General features: G+C 63.6%; 15 protein-coding genes. 11 read left to right on the top strand and 4 right to left on the bottom strand.

The features are described 5' to 3' along the window. Window positions 1-197 precede the first annotated feature (197 nt). The 3 genes from ACFZAI_RS28340 (at window position 198) to ACFZAI_RS28330 (ending at window position 2,948) form a co-directional block, all read left to right on the top strand. On the top strand, window positions 198-1,136 hold the full coding sequence (locus tag ACFZAI_RS28340; protein ID WP_391570287.1) for an LD-carboxypeptidase: 939 nt from the start codon (window positions 198-200) through the stop codon (window positions 1,134-1,136). Between the two features lie 123 nt (window positions 1,137-1,259). Continuing rightward, window positions 1,260-1,604 (top strand): helix-turn-helix transcriptional regulator, encoded by a 345-nt coding sequence (locus ACFZAI_RS28335; RefSeq protein WP_391570184.1) that lies wholly within the window; start codon window positions 1,260-1,262, stop codon window positions 1,602-1,604. 15 nt (window positions 1,605-1,619) lie between these two features. Then, window positions 1,620-2,948 (top strand): type II toxin-antitoxin system HipA family toxin, encoded by a 1,329-nt coding sequence (locus ACFZAI_RS28330; protein ID WP_391570183.1) that lies wholly within the window; start codon window positions 1,620-1,622, stop codon window positions 2,946-2,948. 25 nt (window positions 2,949-2,973) lie between these two features. Here the strand turns inward: ACFZAI_RS28330 and ACFZAI_RS28325 are convergent, their stop codons facing one another. Beyond that, a complete protein-coding gene (locus ACFZAI_RS28325; RefSeq protein WP_391570181.1) occupies window positions 2,974-3,471 on the bottom strand; it encodes an Rrf2 family transcriptional regulator in 498 nt (165 codons plus the stop codon). 208 nt (window positions 3,472-3,679) lie between these two features. On the opposite strand from ACFZAI_RS28325, the gene arsH reads away from it, so the two are divergent. Then, window positions 3,680-4,426, top strand: coding sequence for an arsenical resistance protein ArsH (gene arsH / locus ACFZAI_RS28320; RefSeq protein ID WP_391570180.1), 747 nt, complete (start codon window positions 3,680-3,682; stop codon window positions 4,424-4,426). 64 nt (window positions 4,427-4,490) lie between these two features. On the opposite strand, the gene ACFZAI_RS28315 is transcribed toward arsH, so the two are convergent. Continuing rightward, window positions 4,491-5,381 (bottom strand): SAM-dependent methyltransferase, encoded by an 891-nt coding sequence (locus tag ACFZAI_RS28315; RefSeq protein WP_391570178.1) that lies wholly within the window; start codon window positions 5,379-5,381, stop codon window positions 4,491-4,493. Between the two features lie 18 nt (window positions 5,382-5,399). Continuing rightward, window positions 5,400-6,695, bottom strand: coding sequence for an APC family permease (locus ACFZAI_RS28310; protein WP_391570286.1), 1,296 nt, complete (start codon window positions 6,693-6,695; stop codon window positions 5,400-5,402). 353 nt (window positions 6,696-7,048) lie between these two features. Here ACFZAI_RS28310 and ACFZAI_RS28305 point away from each other — a divergent pair, with 353 nt between their 5' ends. From ACFZAI_RS28305 to ACFZAI_RS28275, 7 genes are all read left to right on the top strand, one after another. After that, window positions 7,049-7,498, top strand: coding sequence for a DUF6389 family protein (locus tag ACFZAI_RS28305; protein ID WP_391570177.1), 450 nt, complete (start codon window positions 7,049-7,051; stop codon window positions 7,496-7,498). A 347-nt stretch (window positions 7,499-7,845) separates the two neighbouring features. After that, window positions 7,846-10,167, top strand: coding sequence for a TonB-dependent receptor family protein (locus ACFZAI_RS28300; RefSeq protein ID WP_391570176.1), 2,322 nt, complete (start codon window positions 7,846-7,848; stop codon window positions 10,165-10,167). Window positions 10,168-10,201: 34 nt separating this feature from the next. Further along, entirely contained in the window at window positions 10,202-11,443 is a 1,242-nt protein-coding gene (locus ACFZAI_RS28295) for a PepSY-associated TM helix domain-containing protein (protein WP_391570175.1), read from the top strand. A gap of 158 nt (window positions 11,444-11,601) precedes the next feature. Next, complete coding sequence (locus ACFZAI_RS28290) at window positions 11,602-12,585, top strand: Ku protein (RefSeq protein WP_391570174.1); 984 nt, start codon at window positions 11,602-11,604, stop codon at window positions 12,583-12,585. 1 nt (window position 12,586) lies between these two features. Beyond that, the gene (gene ligD / locus ACFZAI_RS28285) at window positions 12,587-15,154 is read left to right on the top strand and encodes a DNA ligase D (RefSeq protein WP_391570172.1); all 2,568 of its coding nucleotides are present in this window, start codon (window positions 12,587-12,589) and stop codon (window positions 15,152-15,154) included. Between the two features lie 158 nt (window positions 15,155-15,312). After that, window positions 15,313-16,896, top strand: coding sequence for a sensor domain-containing diguanylate cyclase (locus ACFZAI_RS28280; RefSeq protein WP_391570171.1), 1,584 nt, complete (start codon window positions 15,313-15,315; stop codon window positions 16,894-16,896). 14 nt (window positions 16,897-16,910) lie between these two features. Next, window positions 16,911-17,702, top strand: coding sequence for a hypothetical protein (locus ACFZAI_RS28275; RefSeq protein ID WP_391570169.1), 792 nt, complete (start codon window positions 16,911-16,913; stop codon window positions 17,700-17,702). A gap of 42 nt (window positions 17,703-17,744) precedes the next feature. On the opposite strand, the gene ACFZAI_RS28270 is transcribed toward ACFZAI_RS28275, so the two are convergent. After that, complete coding sequence (locus ACFZAI_RS28270; protein ID WP_391570168.1) at window positions 17,745-18,107, bottom strand: DUF1294 domain-containing protein; 363 nt, start codon at window positions 18,105-18,107, stop codon at window positions 17,745-17,747. Between the last annotated feature and the right edge of the window lie 47 nt (window positions 18,108-18,154).

Below are 18,154 nucleotides of genomic sequence, written 5' to 3'. Positions count from 1 at the left end.
TGCCTATGACCTTGCCTGGCGAGCCTACGCAACGTTCCGATCACAGCCGTCGCGGCTTTTTGAAGCAGACGGGCGTCTTGTGCCTGTCGGCGCTGGCGTTGGCGGGTTGCGCAGGCCCCAGCCGCGGCCCTGGTAAGGGGCAAGCTCCGCTTGCGCCGACGCCGCCCGCGCCCTCGCATGGCAAGGGAGCGGCCGCGGTGCCGGCCCTGCGCCCGGGCGCCAAAGTGGCGATTGTGGCGCCGGCTTCTGCGGCGCTCAATGCCAGCGACGACGCGGCGCAATGGCTGGAGTCGCGCGGGTTCGTGGCGCAAGTCATGCCCGCCAGCCGCACGCGGCTGGATGTGCCGTATGAGTATCTGGCCGGCAGCGACGCCGACCGCTTGGCTGACTTGCATGCGGCTTTCGAAGATCCGGAGGTCGGCGCGGTGTGGTGCCTGCAAGGCGGCTTTGGTTCGTGGCGCTTGCTGGATCAGCTGGACTTCGGTCTCTTGCGGCGGCATCCCAAGCCCTTCATCGGCTATAGCGACATCACCGCGCTGCACTTGGCGCTGCAACGCCATGCGGGCTTTGTGACCTTTCACGGGCCGATGCTGGCGCAAGACCTTCTGGCCGGCAAACGCGAACCCACGGAATCCGCCTTGATCGCGATGGTCACCGGGCAGATGGGGAAGGGCGCATGGATCACGCCCCCGATGGATGCGCTGCCAACCGAACTGGTGCCGGGCGTGGCCAGCGGCCGCTTGATCGGGGGCAACTTGGCGTTGATCGCGGCGCTGATCGGCGGCCGCCACGACATCGATACGCGTGACGCCATCCTGTTCATCGAAGACGTCAACGAAGCCATTCCGCGCGTGGACAGGCTGCTGAGTCAATTGGCCGCCGCGGGCAAATTCGATGGCGTCAAAGGCCTGCTGGTGGGCAACTTCACGCGGCTGGGCGTGCAAATGGATGACGCGCAGGCGCAGGGCCTGCTGTACCCGCTGATTCTGGACCAGTTCCGCGCACGCGGAATTCCTATTCTGGCCGGCTGGCCCAGTGGCCACGGCGACCCGAATCTGACTTTGCCGCTGGGTGCCCGCGTCACGCTGGACACGGCGCGCGGCGCATTGCGTCTGGATCAGGCCGTGGCGGTTTAACCTGCACGTTATGCATCATTAATGGCGCATATTTTGCCTTAATGCGCTATTAATAATGCAGATATTGATAAGAAATGCGTCATTAATCGTGCAATTCACCCTGCACAGTTCTATTATTGACGCATGAAAAAGAAGATAGAACCCAGCTTCGATGCCGCCGAAGCCCTGGTGCGCTTGGGCGCGAACCTGCGTACGGCGCGCCTGCGCCGGGCCGAATCCGAAAGCACGCTGGCCAGCCGTATGGGCGTGTCGCGCGCCACCATCGCGCGGCTGGAACGGGGCGACGGCGGCGTTTCGCTGGCGCTTGCCGTCGAAGCGTTGCTGCAATACGGCTTTCGCGATCAGGTGTTTGCGCTGGCCGACCCCGAAGAAGACGGGGTGGGCAAGCGCCTGGATGCGATGCGCCGGCCCAGCCGGGGCAGTGGCGGGGCGTTGCCAGCGCATCGCACCGACCCCGCCAAGCTGTAAGGCCAAGGCGCGGCCATGGCACGTTCCCGCAAGCACAAATCGGTTGAAAGCGAACTCTTCGTCTATGTGGACATCCGCGGCGAAGCGGTCTTGGCCGGCGTGCTGACGCTGGACGACACCGACGAAAACCACTTTTTCGCCGAATTCACCTACGTGCAGTCCTACGTCAACGACCCGCGCGCCTTTGCGTTGGACCCGTTGAATTTGCCGCTGATCGACGCCAAGACCACCTTCCGCACCGAAAGCCGCTACGAAACGCTGGGCGCCATCTTCGACGCCGCGCCGGACGCGTGGGGGCGCAACGTCATGCGCGTGGATAAAGCGGGCGCGCGCGTCACCGAAGACGAAGTCCTGCTGCGCGGGCGCGGCATGGGCGTGGGCGCGCTGTTCTTCAGCGCGCGCTTGCTCACGCCGAACATGCGCAAAACCTACCGGCTGCCTGAAGTCAGCCAGGTGGAATCGCTGGCCGATCTGCTGACGGATATCGACCAAGGCGTGAAACCCAAAGGGCTGTACCGCGACATTCTGGGCAGTTCCTGGGATATCGGCGGGGCGCGGCCGAAGACGATTGTTCGCGACGAGCACGGCGAGATGTGGATCGCCAAGTTTCCGCGCAAGGGCGACTCTTACGACCGGCAGCGCGTGGAGTTCGCCAATTTGCAAATGGCGCGCGAGATCGGGTTGACCGTGCCAGAGGTGCGTTTGACCGAAACGCATCTGGGCGCGGTGCTGCTAACGCATCGTTTTGACCGCCAGCGCCTGCCTGCCGCCAGCGGCGCGGGCCCCGTCGTCGCGCGGCGGCATTTCTTAAGTGGCGCGTCGCTGATCAGCCCGTCGGGACTGATCGGCAAGCGCGAGCTGGATGGCGCGCGCGGCAAGGCCACGTATTCCTATGCGCGCCTGGCGGACGTCGTGCGCCGCGTGTCGTCGAACCCCGTGCAGGATCTGAAAGAGCTGTACGCCCGCATGATCCTGAACGTGGCCGTGCACAACACCGACGATCACTTGAAGAATGTGGGATTTCTGAAGGACGACGGCGCGCACACGTACCGCCTGTCGCCGCTATTCGATGTGGTGACGCAGGAAGGGTCCGCCAAGCACTACCTGCATATTGGCGCGGCGGGCCGGGACAGCACGTTTGCGAATTGCCTGACGGAGTACCGGCGCTTCGGCCTGCGGTCGGAGGCGGCTGCGCGTTCGATCCTGGACCCGGTGCGCGAGGTCGTCACGCAACGCCGGCGGTACTACGAAGCGGCCGGCATGTCGCCGCGCGAGATCAAGCTGGTGGAAACGACGCTGGCCGCGTGGCGGGTGCAAGGGGAACAAACGCCGCCTGGAACCTGATCCGCTCGGTGATCAGGAACGCGGCCTAGGACGAGATCGCCGGTGCGGCGTCCTCGTCGTGGCCGGCATGGATGGCGTTGAAGTCGATGCGGCGTCCTTGCGTGACCATGCCCTCGTGAAAATCCCGGCTCAGTGCGGCCAGCGTCACGCCGCCAAACCGCTCCATCAGCAAGGCCTGCGCGTCTTCGAAGGCGCCGTCCAGCGCCTTGTTCACGGCGGCTTCCACCAGGCAACCGGGCGATTCGCTGCGGTTGCCCATGGCAAAAATCTCTGGCTTTCCCAGCGCTTCGTAAATGTCGCGCAGCGTGACGTCGTTGAAGTCGCACGAGATGGTCCAGCCGCCGCCGTGGCCTTTTTCCGATCGGACCATGCCTTGTTCGCGCAAGCCCGCCATGATGCGGCGGATGACGACGGGGTTGGTCTGCATGACCCGGCCCAGGTCTTCAGAGGTCATGGGGCCGGGCGCTTCGGCCATGTGTAGCAACACGTGGAGGACACCGGAAAGTTTGCTGTCTCGTCTCATGCAACGGATGCTATTGCATGAGAAGGGGCAGGGTCAAACGCAAGGGCAATCGGAAGGGGCAATCGGAAGGGGCAATCGCAACGGGCGATCGCAAGAGGCGATCACACACCCGCGGCGCAGCGCAGCGCTGTGAGTCGCCAATCAAGCTCTTATCCTCAAGCAGCTTCAGCGCTTTTCAATAATTCAACTATCGTTGTATTATTCACGCATGACTGAATCTACTGCTGTTTCCCCCTCCGATCTGCCAAACCTCGATTTGCCGAATCTGCTTGCCGAGCATGTGGATCACCATATCGGCGCCGCCTTCGACCATCCACGCTCCACCCACGCGCCGCGCATCCTTCTGCTGTATGGCTCGCTGCGCGAGCGCTCATTCAGCCGCTACGCCACCGAAGAGGCCGCCCGTTTGCTCCAGCGCTTTGGGGCGGAAGCGCGCATTTTTGATCCCTCCGGCCTGCCGCTCGTCGACGAAGCGCCTGAAGATCACCCGAAAGTGGTGGCGCTGCGCGAGGCCGTGCAGTGGGCCGAAGGCATGGTCTGGTGTTCGCCTGAGCGCCACGGCGCCATGACCGGGCTGATGAAGTCGCAGATTGACTGGATTCCGCTCACCCTGGGCGCGGTGCGGCCTACGCAGGGCAAGACGCTGGCGGTGATGCAGGTCAGTGGCGGATCGCAATCGTTCAACGCGGTGAATCAGATGCGCATTCTGGGCCGCTGGATGCGCATGCTGACCATTCCGAATCAGTCCTCGGTAGCCAAAGCCTGGCAGGAATTCGACGACGCCGGCCGCATGAAGCCGTCGGCGTATTACGACCGGATCGTCGACGTCATGGAAGAACTGGTGAAATTCACGCTGCTGACGCGCGACGTCTCGCCGTATCTGGTGGATCGATACAGCGAACGCAAAGAGTCTGCCGAAGCGTTGTCCAAGCGTGTGCGCCAGGCGGCCATCTAAGCCGCCGCCAGTTGTCACCACGAATTTCTACCGCTTACTCCGCTGCCGTGCCGCGCGCCAGTTCCTATATGCGCTTGGCCGTCCAGCTTCCCTTGCCGGCGGCGCTGCCGCTCATGGTCTTGCCATTGACCTCGCCCGTGTAGCGCACGCCGTTGGCCACGAACGAAATTGCTTTGCCGTCCAGGCGCGCGTCCGAGATATCGGCCGAACCCAGCTTGCCCGACAGCATCTGGTATTGCTGCTTCAGGTGCAGCGTCTGGCCATCGACCTCCCACTTTCCCTCGACCTTGGCCGGCACGATCCACAGCAGCGCCGTGCAGTAGGTGGAGCAATCCTTCGTGACGGTCTCGGCCGCGTCCGGCTCCCAATCGCCCATGCGGAACGTGTTCGATACCACGCGGGTGCCGGGCGGCAGTTGAAGCAGGGTGGGGCGCAGCTTCTCGTTGATGGTCGACAGCAGGAACATGGTGATCACGTCGGCCTTGGACAAATCCGTTTGAAACAAATCGGCCGCCACGAAGGTGGCCCGGTCGGCCACGCCCGCGCGTTGCGCGTTGCGGCGCGACAGCTCAACCAGATCCGGGTTGTATTCGATGCCTTGCGCGGTCAGCCCGCGCTGCGCGGCGGTGATGACGGTGCGGCCGTCACCCGAGCCCAGGTCCATCAGGCGGTCTTGCGGCGTGACTTTGGCCATGTCCAGCATCTTGTCCACGAGCGTTTGCGGCGTGGGCACCCAGATGACGTCTTTGCCATCCTGGCCCACGTCGGGCACGTATTCCTTGGCGTCGCTGGCCGCAGGCTTGGCTGCGGGCTGGGCGTTGGCCATGGCCGCAAACGCCAACGACAGCGCCATGGCGGTCGCCACCATCATCATGCGTTTGCGCGTCTGCGTAGCGCGCTGGACACCGGCAACGGGCGGGCGGGCGAAAGGGGAAGGCAGAGTCGAAGGTTTCATGATGGAAGGTTCCTTGGGTTAGCCCGGCAGCCGGGCAGGCTTGAGCAATCGCAACATGGGGACGCCGGCCGCCAGCACGGCCAGCCCGATCAAGGCGCCAGCGCCCGCATACACGGCGCTGGAATAGACCAGCCCGGCGCATGTCAGGGCCAGCAGCAGCGGGGGCAGCGGATACAGCGGCACGCGAAACGGCCGGGCGCGATCGGGGTCGATCTGGCGCAAGCGCCAGACGGACGCCGCGACCAGCAGCATGAAGATCCAGAACACGGGCGCGGTATACGCCACCATGGTCTGCACGCTGTTCTGGCTGAAGGCGCCCAGGGCCACAAGCGCCAGCGTGATCGCGCCTTGCGCCAATAGCGCGGCCACCGGCGTCGCATTGCGTGCGCTCCAGCCGGACAATGCCCGCAGCCGCGGCACGTCGCGCCCCAGCGCGTAATACACCCGCGCCCCGGTGATGATGGTGCCGTTGATGGTGCTGAGCGCCGTGGCGCAGATCATCAAGCTGAGCAAGGCGGCGGCATAGGGGCCGGCTGCCAATTGCATGACGTCTGCGCCCAGCGCCGGCGTGTCGCGCAGGCCTTGCAGGCCGAAAATCTCCAGCAACGCCAGATTGGTCAGCACGTAGGCGCCCGTCACGACGGCCGTGCCGATGAGCAGCACGCGGCTCATGTTGCGCCCCGGGTTGCGCAGTTCGCCGCTAAGGTAGGCCGCTTCGTTCCAGCCGCCATAGGTCAGCAGCACAAACACCATGCCCATGCCCAGCAAGCCCGCGGTGTTGCCGGTAAGCGCGGCGGGCGCGGCGTCCAGGGCGGTGTTATCGGTAGAGGTGGACAGGCTGGCGACCAAGACGGCGCCCAGCGCCAGCAGCGTCAGCACGGTAAATACCCATTGCAGCCGCTTGGAGTGTTTTGTGCCGATCACGTTCAGCGCAGTCAGCACGACCACTGAAATCGCCGCATGCAGCGCCGGGCCGTGCGCCCCCAAGGGCATCAGGCGCTGGGCGTAATCGCCATAGATATAGGCGACGACGGCGATGGCGCCAGTCTGGATGACCGTGCACCGCGCCCAGGCGAACATCAGCCCCACGCGTGGACCCCAGGCCCGAGTCAAATACAGGTATTCGCCGCCTGCGCCCGGGTAGGCCGAGCCCAATTCGGCGTAGCACAGCGCGCCCACCAGCATCACCAGGCCGCCGGCGCACCACAAGCCGATGTACATGGCTTCGGAACCCGCGTGCTGCGCCACCAATGGCGGGAAGCCAAAAATGCCGATGCCGATCACCACGCCCACCAAGACGACGGTCGCGTCCATGACTGACAGGCCGGCGCGCGTGTCCTCCACCTCGGTGTGGGCGGCGGGCGAGGAGGAGGTAGTCATCGGAGGCTCTCGGGTAGGCGGCGGGACACAGGCGCGGCGCGTGCCGGAGAAGGCGCCTGACGTTAACCTGAATCATTAGCGACCCGAACGAAAGCAGAAAAGTTTCTGCGGGTTTTCCCGGGAAAGTCAAAAACCGTCTAAGGTGAATGCCGAAATGCGCCTATAAATGACTTTATGATTTAAAGGCAAGAGGTTGATTTATTTAATAAAATACCGAACACCTAAAGTGAAGTAGTTAAAGTGATGGTTGAGGTATTTTCCAGCCATCTTCACCGTAAAATTTCCCGATGACTCAACACGACTACCAAATTGCACTGCGCCGCGTGCTGGACCAGCACACCGGCCGCGCCCAAGAAAAACTGGCTGCGCTGATTGCCGCCTTGCCGGAAAAAGCCCGCGAAATCCAATTCGGCATATTCCCCGACCAGGACGGCGAGGGCACGTTCTCGGTCGTCATCAGCCTGGACGGCCCCGACTTGTACGTGCTGAACAAGGCGGTGGACGCCCACCGGACCTTGTTCGACGTCCGCCACACGAGCAAGGGTCTCAGCCCCGCAGTGCCGCAGTTCGCCCCCGACAGCGCCGGCTTTGCCGTGCATGACGCCATTGCGGACACTGCCGCGGACTGGATCGAAGTGCTGTGGGAACAAGCAGCAAAGGGCAGGTCGCCGTTGCCCGGTTTGATCTACGGCGATGACGACGCGGGCAAGACCTTGCCGCGGGAATTGAAGCCGTAGTTCGCCCGCAGTGGTTCAAAAATCGGCCCAAAAGCCAGCCCAAAACCCAGCCAAAATCCAGCCAAAATCCAGCCAAAAGCTCGCCCAAGTTGCCCCAAGGTTAGTACCCAATCGCCTTCGTTTGCTTGCTCTGAATGCGCCGTAAACCCAAGCCAGGCGCCAATTTCGCTTAACCTGGCAACCATTTTGGCGCCTATTTACTTGCAAATAGATCCTATTTATACTCCCGCCCGGAGTCGGACGCTGGGTGTCCGGCTGTCGTGTCATTGACTCTTGCTGCCTCCTGTCGCACTGAGGATGACCGCTACCTGTGGTGACGCCTGAGCAGGCGTCTGGAGAAGAGCAAGATGGCGAAGGCCAACCTTAAGCAAGTGCGGGCATTCTTCCCGCTGAATCGCCGCGCCGCGGCCATTGCCGCCGCCTTGGCGGGTCTGTCCGGTTTGGCTCAGGCGCAGACGGGCCCGGCCCCGGCGCCTGCCACCGCACCTGCCGCCGCATCTGCCGCCGCATCTGCCACCGCATCTGCCACCGCATCTGCCACCGCATCTGCCACCGCATCTGCCACCGCATCTGCCACCGCTGCCGCCGCTGGCGAAGCAGGGGAGTTGGCCGCCGTCACCGTAACGGGCGACTGGCTCGGCACACCCACCGAAGAAAAGGTGTTGTCGCATCCCGGCGCCCGCACGGTTGTCGAGCAGCAGCAAATCGTGGAAAGCGGGTCCAGCAATGTGCGTGACGTGCTGCGCCAGATTCCGGGCGTGCAAGTGCAAGACAGCAACGGCACGGGCGGCAGCGACGTGTCGCTGAACGTGGGCGTGCGCGGCCTGACGTCGCGGCTGTCGCCCCGGTCGACCATCTTGATGGACGGGGTGCCGATGGCCTACGCGCCCTACGGCCAGCCGCAGTTGTCGCTGGCGCCGGTGTCGCTGGGCAATCTGGAGTCGGTGGACGTGGTGCGCGGGGCGGGTTCGGTGCGCTATGGGCCGCAGAACGTGGGCGGCATCATCAACTTTGTGACGCGCCAGATTCCCGCGGACTTCACGACCAGCCTGAACGTAGGCAGCGAAATCTATAGCCACGGCGGCAACGTCAAGACCACGCCCAGCCTGTTCCTGGGGGGCACCACCGACCAGGGTCTGGGCGGCGCGCTGCTGTATTCAGGCACGCACGGCGACGGCTACCGGTCCAGCAACGATTCCACCGACATCGACGACGTCATCCTGAAGGGCGCTTACCGCTTCTCGTCAACCGACAACGTGGCCGTCTCGTTGCACCACTTCGAAGGCAAAGGCCGGATGCCGGGCGGCCTGACCACCGCGCAATATTCGGAAGACCCGTTCCAGTCCACCCGGCAGTACGACCAGTTCACCGGCCGCCGCACAGATGGGTCGCTGAAGTACACGCACAACGACGGCGTGAACAACGTCGAAGTGCTGACGTATTACGTGGACTCGTATCGCGGCAGCTACATCGAACAAGCCGGTACAGGGGCCACGGCCAACCAGTTCCGCCTGACCTCAGCCCCCCGCAGCTATCACTACTTCGGATTCGAGCCGCGCTATTCGCGCTTGTTTGATTCGGGCTTGGTGGTGCAGGAAATCAGCGTGGGCTACCGCTACCTGAAAGAAAGCAGCTCGGAAGTGGCGGGGCGCACGGCGTACTACAACCCGGCGGCCGGCGGCGACGCCTTCGACCTGAAAATGCCCACCTACCAGACAAGCGACGGCGGCACCACCGCCCACGCTTTCTATATCGACGACCGCATCGACATCGGCAAGTGGACCATCACCCCGGGCGTGCGCTTTGAAAGCATCAGCACGTACAACAACGTCACCAACTTCAACACCGCCACGGGCGCGGTCACCAGCGCTTTGTCGCCGTCGATCGACTCGCGCGTGACCTTGCCCACGCTGTCGGTGCTGTACCGCATGGATGAAAAATGGTCGCTGTTCGCCAACGCCGGCAAATCGTTCGGGCCGCAGCAATACAGCCAGTTGGCGTCCACCACCGAAGGTTTGCACCCCGAAACGGCCAAGACCTATGAAATCGGCACGCACTTTGCAGGAGATGCCTGGAGCGGCGAATTCACCTTGTTCAATATCGATTTCGACAAGGAATTGCAGCTGACGCGGTCCATTGTGGGCGAGGGCATGTGGACGGACCTGGGCGCCACCCGTCACCGCGGCCTGGAGTCCGCCTTGCGATACGACCTGGGCGACTTGAGCGACGCCTTGCGCGGCCTGTCCGTCTACGCCACCTACACCTACACGCAAGCCATCGCCAAGGCAGGCGCTTTCGAAGGGCGCGACCTGCCGCTGTACTCGCGCCAGGTTGCGTCCATTGGTGCGCGCTACGCAGTGCAGCGCTGGACGTTCAACGCCGACGTCTTTGCCCAGTCGAAACAACATTCGCCCGGTTCCCCAGATGCGGGCGCGGGCTACGTCACGGAAGAAGACGCCAGCGGCCGCCTGGGCGACATCCCGGGCTTTGCCACCGTGGCGCTGCGCGCGGGCTACGACTTTGGCAAGGACATGAACAATATGAAGGTGGCCGTGGGCATCAAGAACCTGTTTGACCGCCGCTACTACACGCGCTCCACCGACAACAACGGCGGCAAGTTCGTGGGCCAGCCGCGCACCGTCTACCTGCAAGCGTCGGTGGCATTCTGAACCGCGCCGGCATGTGTCAAACCGGAGCCTTCCAATGAAGGGCCTGCGCGGCGTGTGGCTGCGGGTGCACCGCTGGCTGGCGCTTAGCGCCGGCTGGGTGCTGATCTTTTCCGGCTTGTCCGGCGCGGCGCTTGTGGTGACGCCGGCGCTGGACCGCTGGGCGAACCCGCAGCTTTTCGAAGTCCGAACCGAAACGCTGTCCGACGTCCGATCCAACGTCCAAGCCGGCGTCCAATCTAACGTCCAATCCAACGTCCAATCCGACATCCAATCCGACATCCAATCCGAAATGCAGTCCGGCATCCGTTCAGCGATGGCGCCTGCGCAAGCCACCGTCCCGCTGGAATCAATATTGCGCAGCGTCCGAAAAGAGTTCGGCGACGGCGCAAACCTGGTATTGCGGCCCGCCCGCAGCCCGGGCGAAACGCTGCAAGTGCGGGTGCGCGGCTCATGGCGCGGCACCGTCTACCTGGACCCGGCGACAGGAGCCGAGCAGGGCCGGCGCGGCGACACCGAGGGCGCGGCGAACGTGCTGTTCAAGCTGCACAGCGCGCTGTACCTGGACGGCACGGGCAAAGCCATTCTGGCTTGGGTGGCGCTGGCTTATCTCTTCCTGCTGATTACGGGATTGATCCTGTGGTGGCCGCGCCATTGGGCCAAGGGCTGGAATATTGCGCTCGACCGCGGCTTGCTGCGTTCGCTGTTTGATCTGCACCGCGTAGGTGGCGCCACGTTGGGCCTGCTGATCGCGGTATCGGTGGCGACGGGCGCGTACATGGCCTGGCGTCCGCTGGGCGCGGCCGTCACCTGGCTAAGCGGCGCTACGCCCGTCAAGGCGCCAAAGTTGCCGGCCCTGGCGGGCGAACCGGCTGGGGGTTCACCCTGGACGCTGGACCAGCTTGCCGCCCGAGCCGTGGCGCAATTTCCCGACGCGCCGCCCATCGGCTATATCGTCGTGCCACCCCATGGCAACGCGCCGACCCGATTCCGGATGATGCTGGCCGATGATCCGCATCCCAATGGCATGACCTCGGTCTGGATCGACGCTCGCACGGCGCAGGTGCTGGCGGTGCAGCGCTGGAACGAGCTGGACCCGGGCGCCCGCGCCACGGCGGTGATCTATCCGCTGCATACGGGTGAACTAGGCGGGGCTGCGCTGGAAGCAGCGGTGGCTGCCGGTGGATTGGCGCTGGGCGGGCTGGGCATCAGTGGCGCCTGGCTGTGGTGGCGGCGTCGGGCCATCAAGCGGGCAGGGCGCCCGCAGGCGGTGCGCTAGCCGAAGGCACCTGACGCCAAGCTGCGGCCCGAAGTGGCGGCCCCCAGCAGGAAAAACAGCGGCCCCAAGCAGGAAAGGCAGCGGACCCAAGCAGGAAAGGCAGCGGACCCAAGCAGGAATACTATTTGCTGATCATTCTCTAATAAGAGGAGTTGATCATGGCAACAAGAACCATCTGGAAAGGGGCTATTTCGTTTGGCCTTGTCCACATACCGGTCGGCCTGCACACCGCGACCACCGAGTCCGGCGTGGACTTCGACTGGCTGGACAAGCGCTCGATGGACCCGGTTGGCTACAAGCGCATCAACAAGCGCACCGGCAAGGAAATCGACCGCGACAACATCGTCAAGGGCGTGGAATACGAAGACGGCCAGTACGTCATCATTTCCCCGGAAGAGATTGCCGACGCCTACCCCCGCACCACGCAAACCATTGAAATCCAACAGTTCGTCGACATGGCGGACGTGCCGTTCGTGTATCTGGAGCGGCCGTACTACGTTGCGCCCATCAATAAAGGCCAAAAGGTATACGCCTTGCTGCGCGACACGCTGGCCAAGACCGGCAAGATCGGCATCGCCAAGGTGGTGATTCAGACCAAGCAGCACCTGGCCGCGTTGATTCCGTCTGGCGACGCGCTGGTGCTCAACCTGATGCGGTGGGGCGACGACGTCAAATCGATGGACGATCTGGAGCTGCCCAAATCCGGCGCCAAAGGCATGACGCCCAGCGCCAGCGAGCTGAAGATGGCCAAGATGCTGGTGGACGACATGTCCGGCAAATGGGACCCGACGGAATACAAAGACGAATTCAAGGCCGCTGTGATGGGGCTGGTTGAGAAAAAGGTGAAAGCGGGCAAGACCGAAACGGTCTTGGAGCCGCAGGAAGAATCCCCCGCCTATGCAGACAACGTCATCGACCTGACCGAGCTGTTGCAACGCAGCTTGAAGGGCGGCAAGAAGGCGGCGCCCGCGGCGAAGAAGGCGGCCTCTGGCAAGACGGCGGCAAAAAAGACAGCGGCGACCAAGACGGCTGCAACTAAGACGGCTGCAACTAAGACGGCTACCAAGGCAGCTTCAACGAAGTCGCCTGCAAAAAAGGCTTCAGCCCAGAAGACCGCGGCTAAATCCCGCAAGGCGGCGTGACATGGCCGATACGCTTAAGACCTATCGGCAGAAACGCAATTTTCAGGTGACGTCCGAGCCGGCGGAAGGCGGGCTGCCGAATGAAACTGCGCGCGCTTTCGTCATTCAGAAGCACTGGGCAAGCCGGCTGCACTATGACTTCCGGCTGGAATTGGATGGGGCGATGAAAAGCTGGGCCGTGCCGAAAGGGCCCAGCTACGACCCGTCGGTCAAGCGCATGGCGGTGCAGGTTGAGGACCACCCCATCGCCTACAACCAGTTCGAAGGCCAGATTCCCGAAGGGCAGTACGGCGCGGGCAAGGTCATCATCTGGGATGAAGGCGTGTGGGCGCCCGTGGGAGATGCCCGTAAAGGCTATCGGGACGGCCATCTGAAGTTCGATCTGCACGGCAAGAAGATGCAAGGCCGATGGGCGCTGGTGCGGATGAAGGGCAAGGAAAGCGACAAGCAGCCGCCGTGGCTGCTGATCAAAGACCGCGACGATTTCGCACGCGCCGAGGCGGACTTCAGCGTGGTGGATGAATTGCCGGACAGCGTCGTGCCATTAAGGGCCAAGGGGAAAAAAGGGGCGAAGGCGAAGGCCAACCCTGGCCCTGTACCTGATTCCAAGCCCGCCGCAGAGGAGGGCAGGCTGCCCGGCCACGCGGCGGCCTTGCCCGCATCGCTTAAGCCCCAACTGGCCACGCTCATCGACGGCGCGCCGCCCGAGTCCGACGATTGGCTATACGAATTGAAATTCGACGGCTACCGCTTGCTGGTCCGCATCGATGGCGACGACGTCAAGCTGTATACCCGCAACGGGCACGACTGGACGTCGAAGCTGCCGCATATTGCCGAGGCGTTCGGCAAGCTGCCCGCCAAATGCGCCTGGGTGGACGGCGAGGCCGTGGTGCTGGACGACAACGGCGTGCCGAATTTCCAGGCCTTGCAAAACGCCTTCGATAGCGACCGCACCGGCAACATCATCTTCTACGCTTTCGATCTGCCGTTCATCGGCCAGCGCGACTTGCGCGACGAGCCGCTACAGGTGCGCCGGGCGTTGCTGGCGCAGTTGATGGACACGTCGCACGACGACCACTTGCGCTTTAGCGAGGCCTTCAACGAGACGCCCTCAAATCTGGTGGCGTCCGCCTGCAAGATGGGCATGGAAGGCATCATCGCCAAGCGCCTGTCGTCGCGCTACGTGTCGCGGCGCAGCGATAGCTGGCTGAAGATCAAATGCGCCAAGCGCCAGGAATTCGTGATCGTGGGCTACACCGCGCCGCAAGGGTCCCGCGAAGGCTTGGGCGCGCTGCTGCTGGCCGTTCACGATGATGACGGCACGTTGCGCTACGCCGGCAAGGTCGGCACGGGCTTTGACCGGGCGAACCTGATTGCGCTGCAAAAGGAGCTGGCGCGTATTGAAACCAGCGACAAACCCGTGTCAGGCGGGCAGGCGAAGGGCGTGCACTGGGTGAAGCCCGAGCGCGTCGCCGAGGTGTCGTTTGGCGAATGGACCACCGACGGCCACATCCGGCACTCGGTGTTCCGGGGGCTGCGCGACGACAAGCCCGCACGCCAGATCACGCGCGAACGGCCGGCCGCCGGCCCGCAGGGCAAAGCCAGCAAGGCGGTCAAGAATCGTCGCGCAGACAAGACCAGCAAAGCCGCAACGTCCGCGCAACCTCGCACGGCGGCCACCCCGCGCGCCAAGCCAGCCAAGCTTACGCACCCGGAAAGGGTGATCGACCCGTCCACCGGAATCACCAAGCTTGACCTGGCCCGCTACTACGGACTCGTCGCACCCTTACTCCTGACGCACCTGAAAAACCGCCCCGTGTCCTTCCTGCGCGCGCCCGGCGGCCTGAATGCGCAATTCTTCTTCCAGAAGCACCTGGAAGCGGCCATGCCGGGCGTCAAAGCCCTGCCGGCCAAACTCGACCCCGATCATCCTCCCTTGTTGGAAGTGCCTACGGCCGAAGCCATCATGTCGGCCGTGCAGATGAATGTGGTGGAATTCCACACCTGGAATGCGGTGAAAACCGCCATCGACAAGCCCGACCGCATGCTGTTCGACCTGGACCCTGGCGAAGGCGTGGACTGGCCTGCCGTGCAACAGGGGGCGCAGCTTATGCACACGATGCTGCAAGAGATAGGCCTGGACGGCTGGCTGAAAACCAGTGGCGGCAAAGGATTGCATGTGGTCGTGCCGCTGCGCCGGCAGCATGACTGGGACACCATCAAAGCGTTCTCGCAGCGCATCGTGGCGCATATGGCCGCCACCTTGCCGCAGATCTTTGTCGCCAAAAGCGGCCCGAAAAACCGGGTCGGAAAGATCTTCGTCGACTATCTGCGCAATGGCTTCGGCGCCACGACAGTCGCGGCGTGGTCCGCGCGCGCCCGGCCGGGCTTGGGTGTGTCGGTGCCTGTCGCCTGGGACGAATTGGCCGGCTTGAAAAGTAGCGCGCACTGGACCATCAGCAATATCCATACGCGGCTGGACGCGGGCAACGCGCCCTGGGACGACTACGCGCCGCAAGCGGTGGGGCGGGCGATGGCGGCAATGGAGTTTGATCCGGGCAAGGGATAGGGCAAGCGATAGGGCAAGAGATAGGGCAAGAGATAGGGCAAGACCGCCCGGGCAGACGCCCCGGCTGCCATGTCCAATAGCCCGTGACGCGCGCCTGGACCCCGTTTCTTCGATTCGGTATTCTGCACGCTGGCAGCTAGCGGGCAGGACGCTTCCCGATGAAAAGAAAAGTAGGGCTGTTGACCGTTTTGATCGCCTTGGCCGTCTTGAGCGTGGCCATCGGCTTTTTCAACGCGCTTTACGCCGGCTACCAGGTGCAGAAGGCGCAGGTCGTGAAAAATACGCTGGAGTCCAATCTGGCCTATTCGGAAAAGCTGGCCGAATTCATCAACCTGTATATCGATTCCGTACACCGCCAACTGAACGCCAGCGCTGGCCGCCTGGCAGCGTCCCAGGGCGCACCGGCTGACATCGCGGCGGAACTGTCGCGTCTGGCGACTCAGACCCAGGGCGCAGCCGTTGCCTTGCTGGCGGACGCCAGCGGCGTGATCGTGGCGCATTCAGGCCAGGCATCGGCGCTACTTTCCGGCAAGAACTCGCTGCAAGATCTGGGCATGAAAGAACGCCGGCGGGCGGATTGGGTCATGCCTTGCTGCTCGCAAGAAGACCAACGCGCGGCGCTGATGCTGGTCGAACCCATCGCGGGCAAAGGGGGCGCTGTCGACGGCTTTATTGCTGCTGTTCTGGTCCTGGAACGCGGCGCCCGGCTGGACAAGCTGCTGGGCGAACACGCGTATGCCGACGACACCGATGTTTACTTGGTGAACGTCGAAGGTCAGGTGCTCTACAGCCATCAGACAAGCGGGCCAGACCCGTCGGTGCTCAGTCTGATCAAGGCGGATATCTCGCCGACGTCCGGCCCGGGTTCCGCGCCAGTGAAAGAGGCGTCGGGCGGCACCATGCTGACTGGGTATGCCCCTATCGCCAGGGGCAAATGGGCGGTAGTTATCCAGCGGCCGCTGGATTCCGCCTTGTCGCCCGTGAAATCCTTGCTGGCCGAATCGTTGCGGCTTGCCATACCCGCCGTCATCGTGACCTTGGCTCTGGTCTGTGCGTTGGCCTACGCCATCGCGCGCCCCTTGACGCGGCTGACACGCGCCCTGGCCAGCGCCGAAGCCGTGAATGCGCAAGGCCCGCGCGCCAGCACGCTGAAAACTTGGTACGAAGAAGCCGACAGGTTACGTCAGGCGCTGGTCGCCACCTTGGCGCAACATCGGCGCGAGGTGGGCCGACTGAACGCGGAAACCATGACCGACCCCATGACAGGGCTGATGAACCGCCGCGCCCTGGAGCAGCGCTTTGACGAACTGGTGACGGCCGGTTCGCCCTTTGCGGTGATTGCGCTGGATCTGGACCATTTCAAGCAGGTCAATGACGTCCATGGCCACCCCGTGGGTGACAAGGTGCTGATTTCATTGGCGAATACGCTGATCAGCAGCGTGCGGGAGCAAGACCGCCCATTTCGCATCGGCGGCGAAGAGTTCGTGGTGATCGTTCACGCGCCGACGGCCGACGTGGCCCTGCACACGGCAGAACGCATCCGGGCAAGCGTGGCCGCCAAGCCGATGCCGGATGGCGTGGGCCACGTCACGGTGTCGGTGGGCGTGGCGTTGTGGCCGCAGCATGGCAATTCGCCTGAAGCGGTTGTTAAATGTGCAGACTTGGCGTTGTATGCCTCGAAAGAAGCAGGCCGCAACCGGGTCACGCTGTGGGAAGAGGGCAGTCCGATCAACGAAGGCTGAACGTAGGTGGCACTTTGAACTATTCATTTGTTCTGGCTGGCGCGGCGGTTGTCTTCTTTTTTCTGTTGCTTGGCGCGATCCGCGTAGGGCGATACCTGGGGCGCCGCCATGCCGGCGACGACAAAGGCACGGCGGGGTCCGCCGCCATCGAGGCTTCCGTATTCGCATTGCTTGGGTTGCTGATCGCCTTCACGTTTTCGGGCGCGGCCCAACGCATGGCCGACCGGCGCAACCTGCTGGTTGTCGAAGTCAACGCCATCGGCACGGCGTGGCTGCGCATTGATTTGCTCAATGCCGACGACCAGCCCCTCTTGCGCGACCAATTCCGGCGCTACGTGGACGAACGGGTCAGTTACTACAAGCACGTGGCCGACCTGGAACAGCGCGACGCCATCGCCACGAAGGTGGGCGCGCTGCAAAACGAGATCTGGAAAAGCTCCATCGCCGCCAGCAAGCACGCCGTGCCACCGTTCGCGGCGTCATACATTGCGTCGGTCAACGACATGTTCGACTCGGCCACGGCGCAAACCGTGGCGCAGAAAGTCCATCCGCCCATTGTCACGTACGTGTTCCTGGGCTTCCTGGCCTTGGTGTGCGCGTGCCTGATCGGCATCAATCTGGCCGGCGCCAAGCGCGACACCTTGCTGCACCAGCTGATTTACGCACTGGTGATGGCGGTGGCGCTGTACATCATTGTCGATTTTGAGTTTCCGCGTATCGGCGCAATACGCATCGACCAGAGCGACGCCTTGCTGCTGTCCCAACGGCAGGCGATGGGTAGCGCGGCAGAGGGGGTTTTGAAGTAGAGGCGATTTCGAAGTAGCGGGGTTTTGAAGTAGAGGCCGCGCTCAAGCCAGCAGCGGCGTCAGGCGGCCAAGCAGCGTGCGGCCGATGGGCGACGCCAGGCACGCAAACGCCGCCACGTTCAGCCCGGCCGTGACCCAGAACCACGCCCGGAAGCTGGGTTTCACGGACTTGTGCCGTATCCATTGCTGCGCCAGCAACGCCCCTGGCCAACCGCCGATCAACCCCCAGGCATGCAGCGTGCGCTCCGATATCCGCCAGCGCTTCGCCCTGGCCGCGGACTTGTCATAGGCGTACACGGCGAACGTGATCAGGCTAAGCGCCACATAAGCCAGCCCGACCCACAGCGGCACGCCCCAAAAGTAAGCGGCCAGCCCGTAAGCGAAGACAAACAGCGCAATCAGCATCCGGAACGTCCGAGTTGATGTGAAGAGCCGCCATTATCCTCGCAAGG

The sequence above is a fragment of the Achromobacter sp. NPDC008082 genome, assembly GCF_042957345.1.
GTDB classification, from domain to species: Bacteria; Pseudomonadota; Gammaproteobacteria; order Burkholderiales; family Burkholderiaceae_B; genus Achromobacter; species Achromobacter kerstersii_A.
This window is presented reverse-complemented; position numbering and strand designations above follow the sequence as displayed.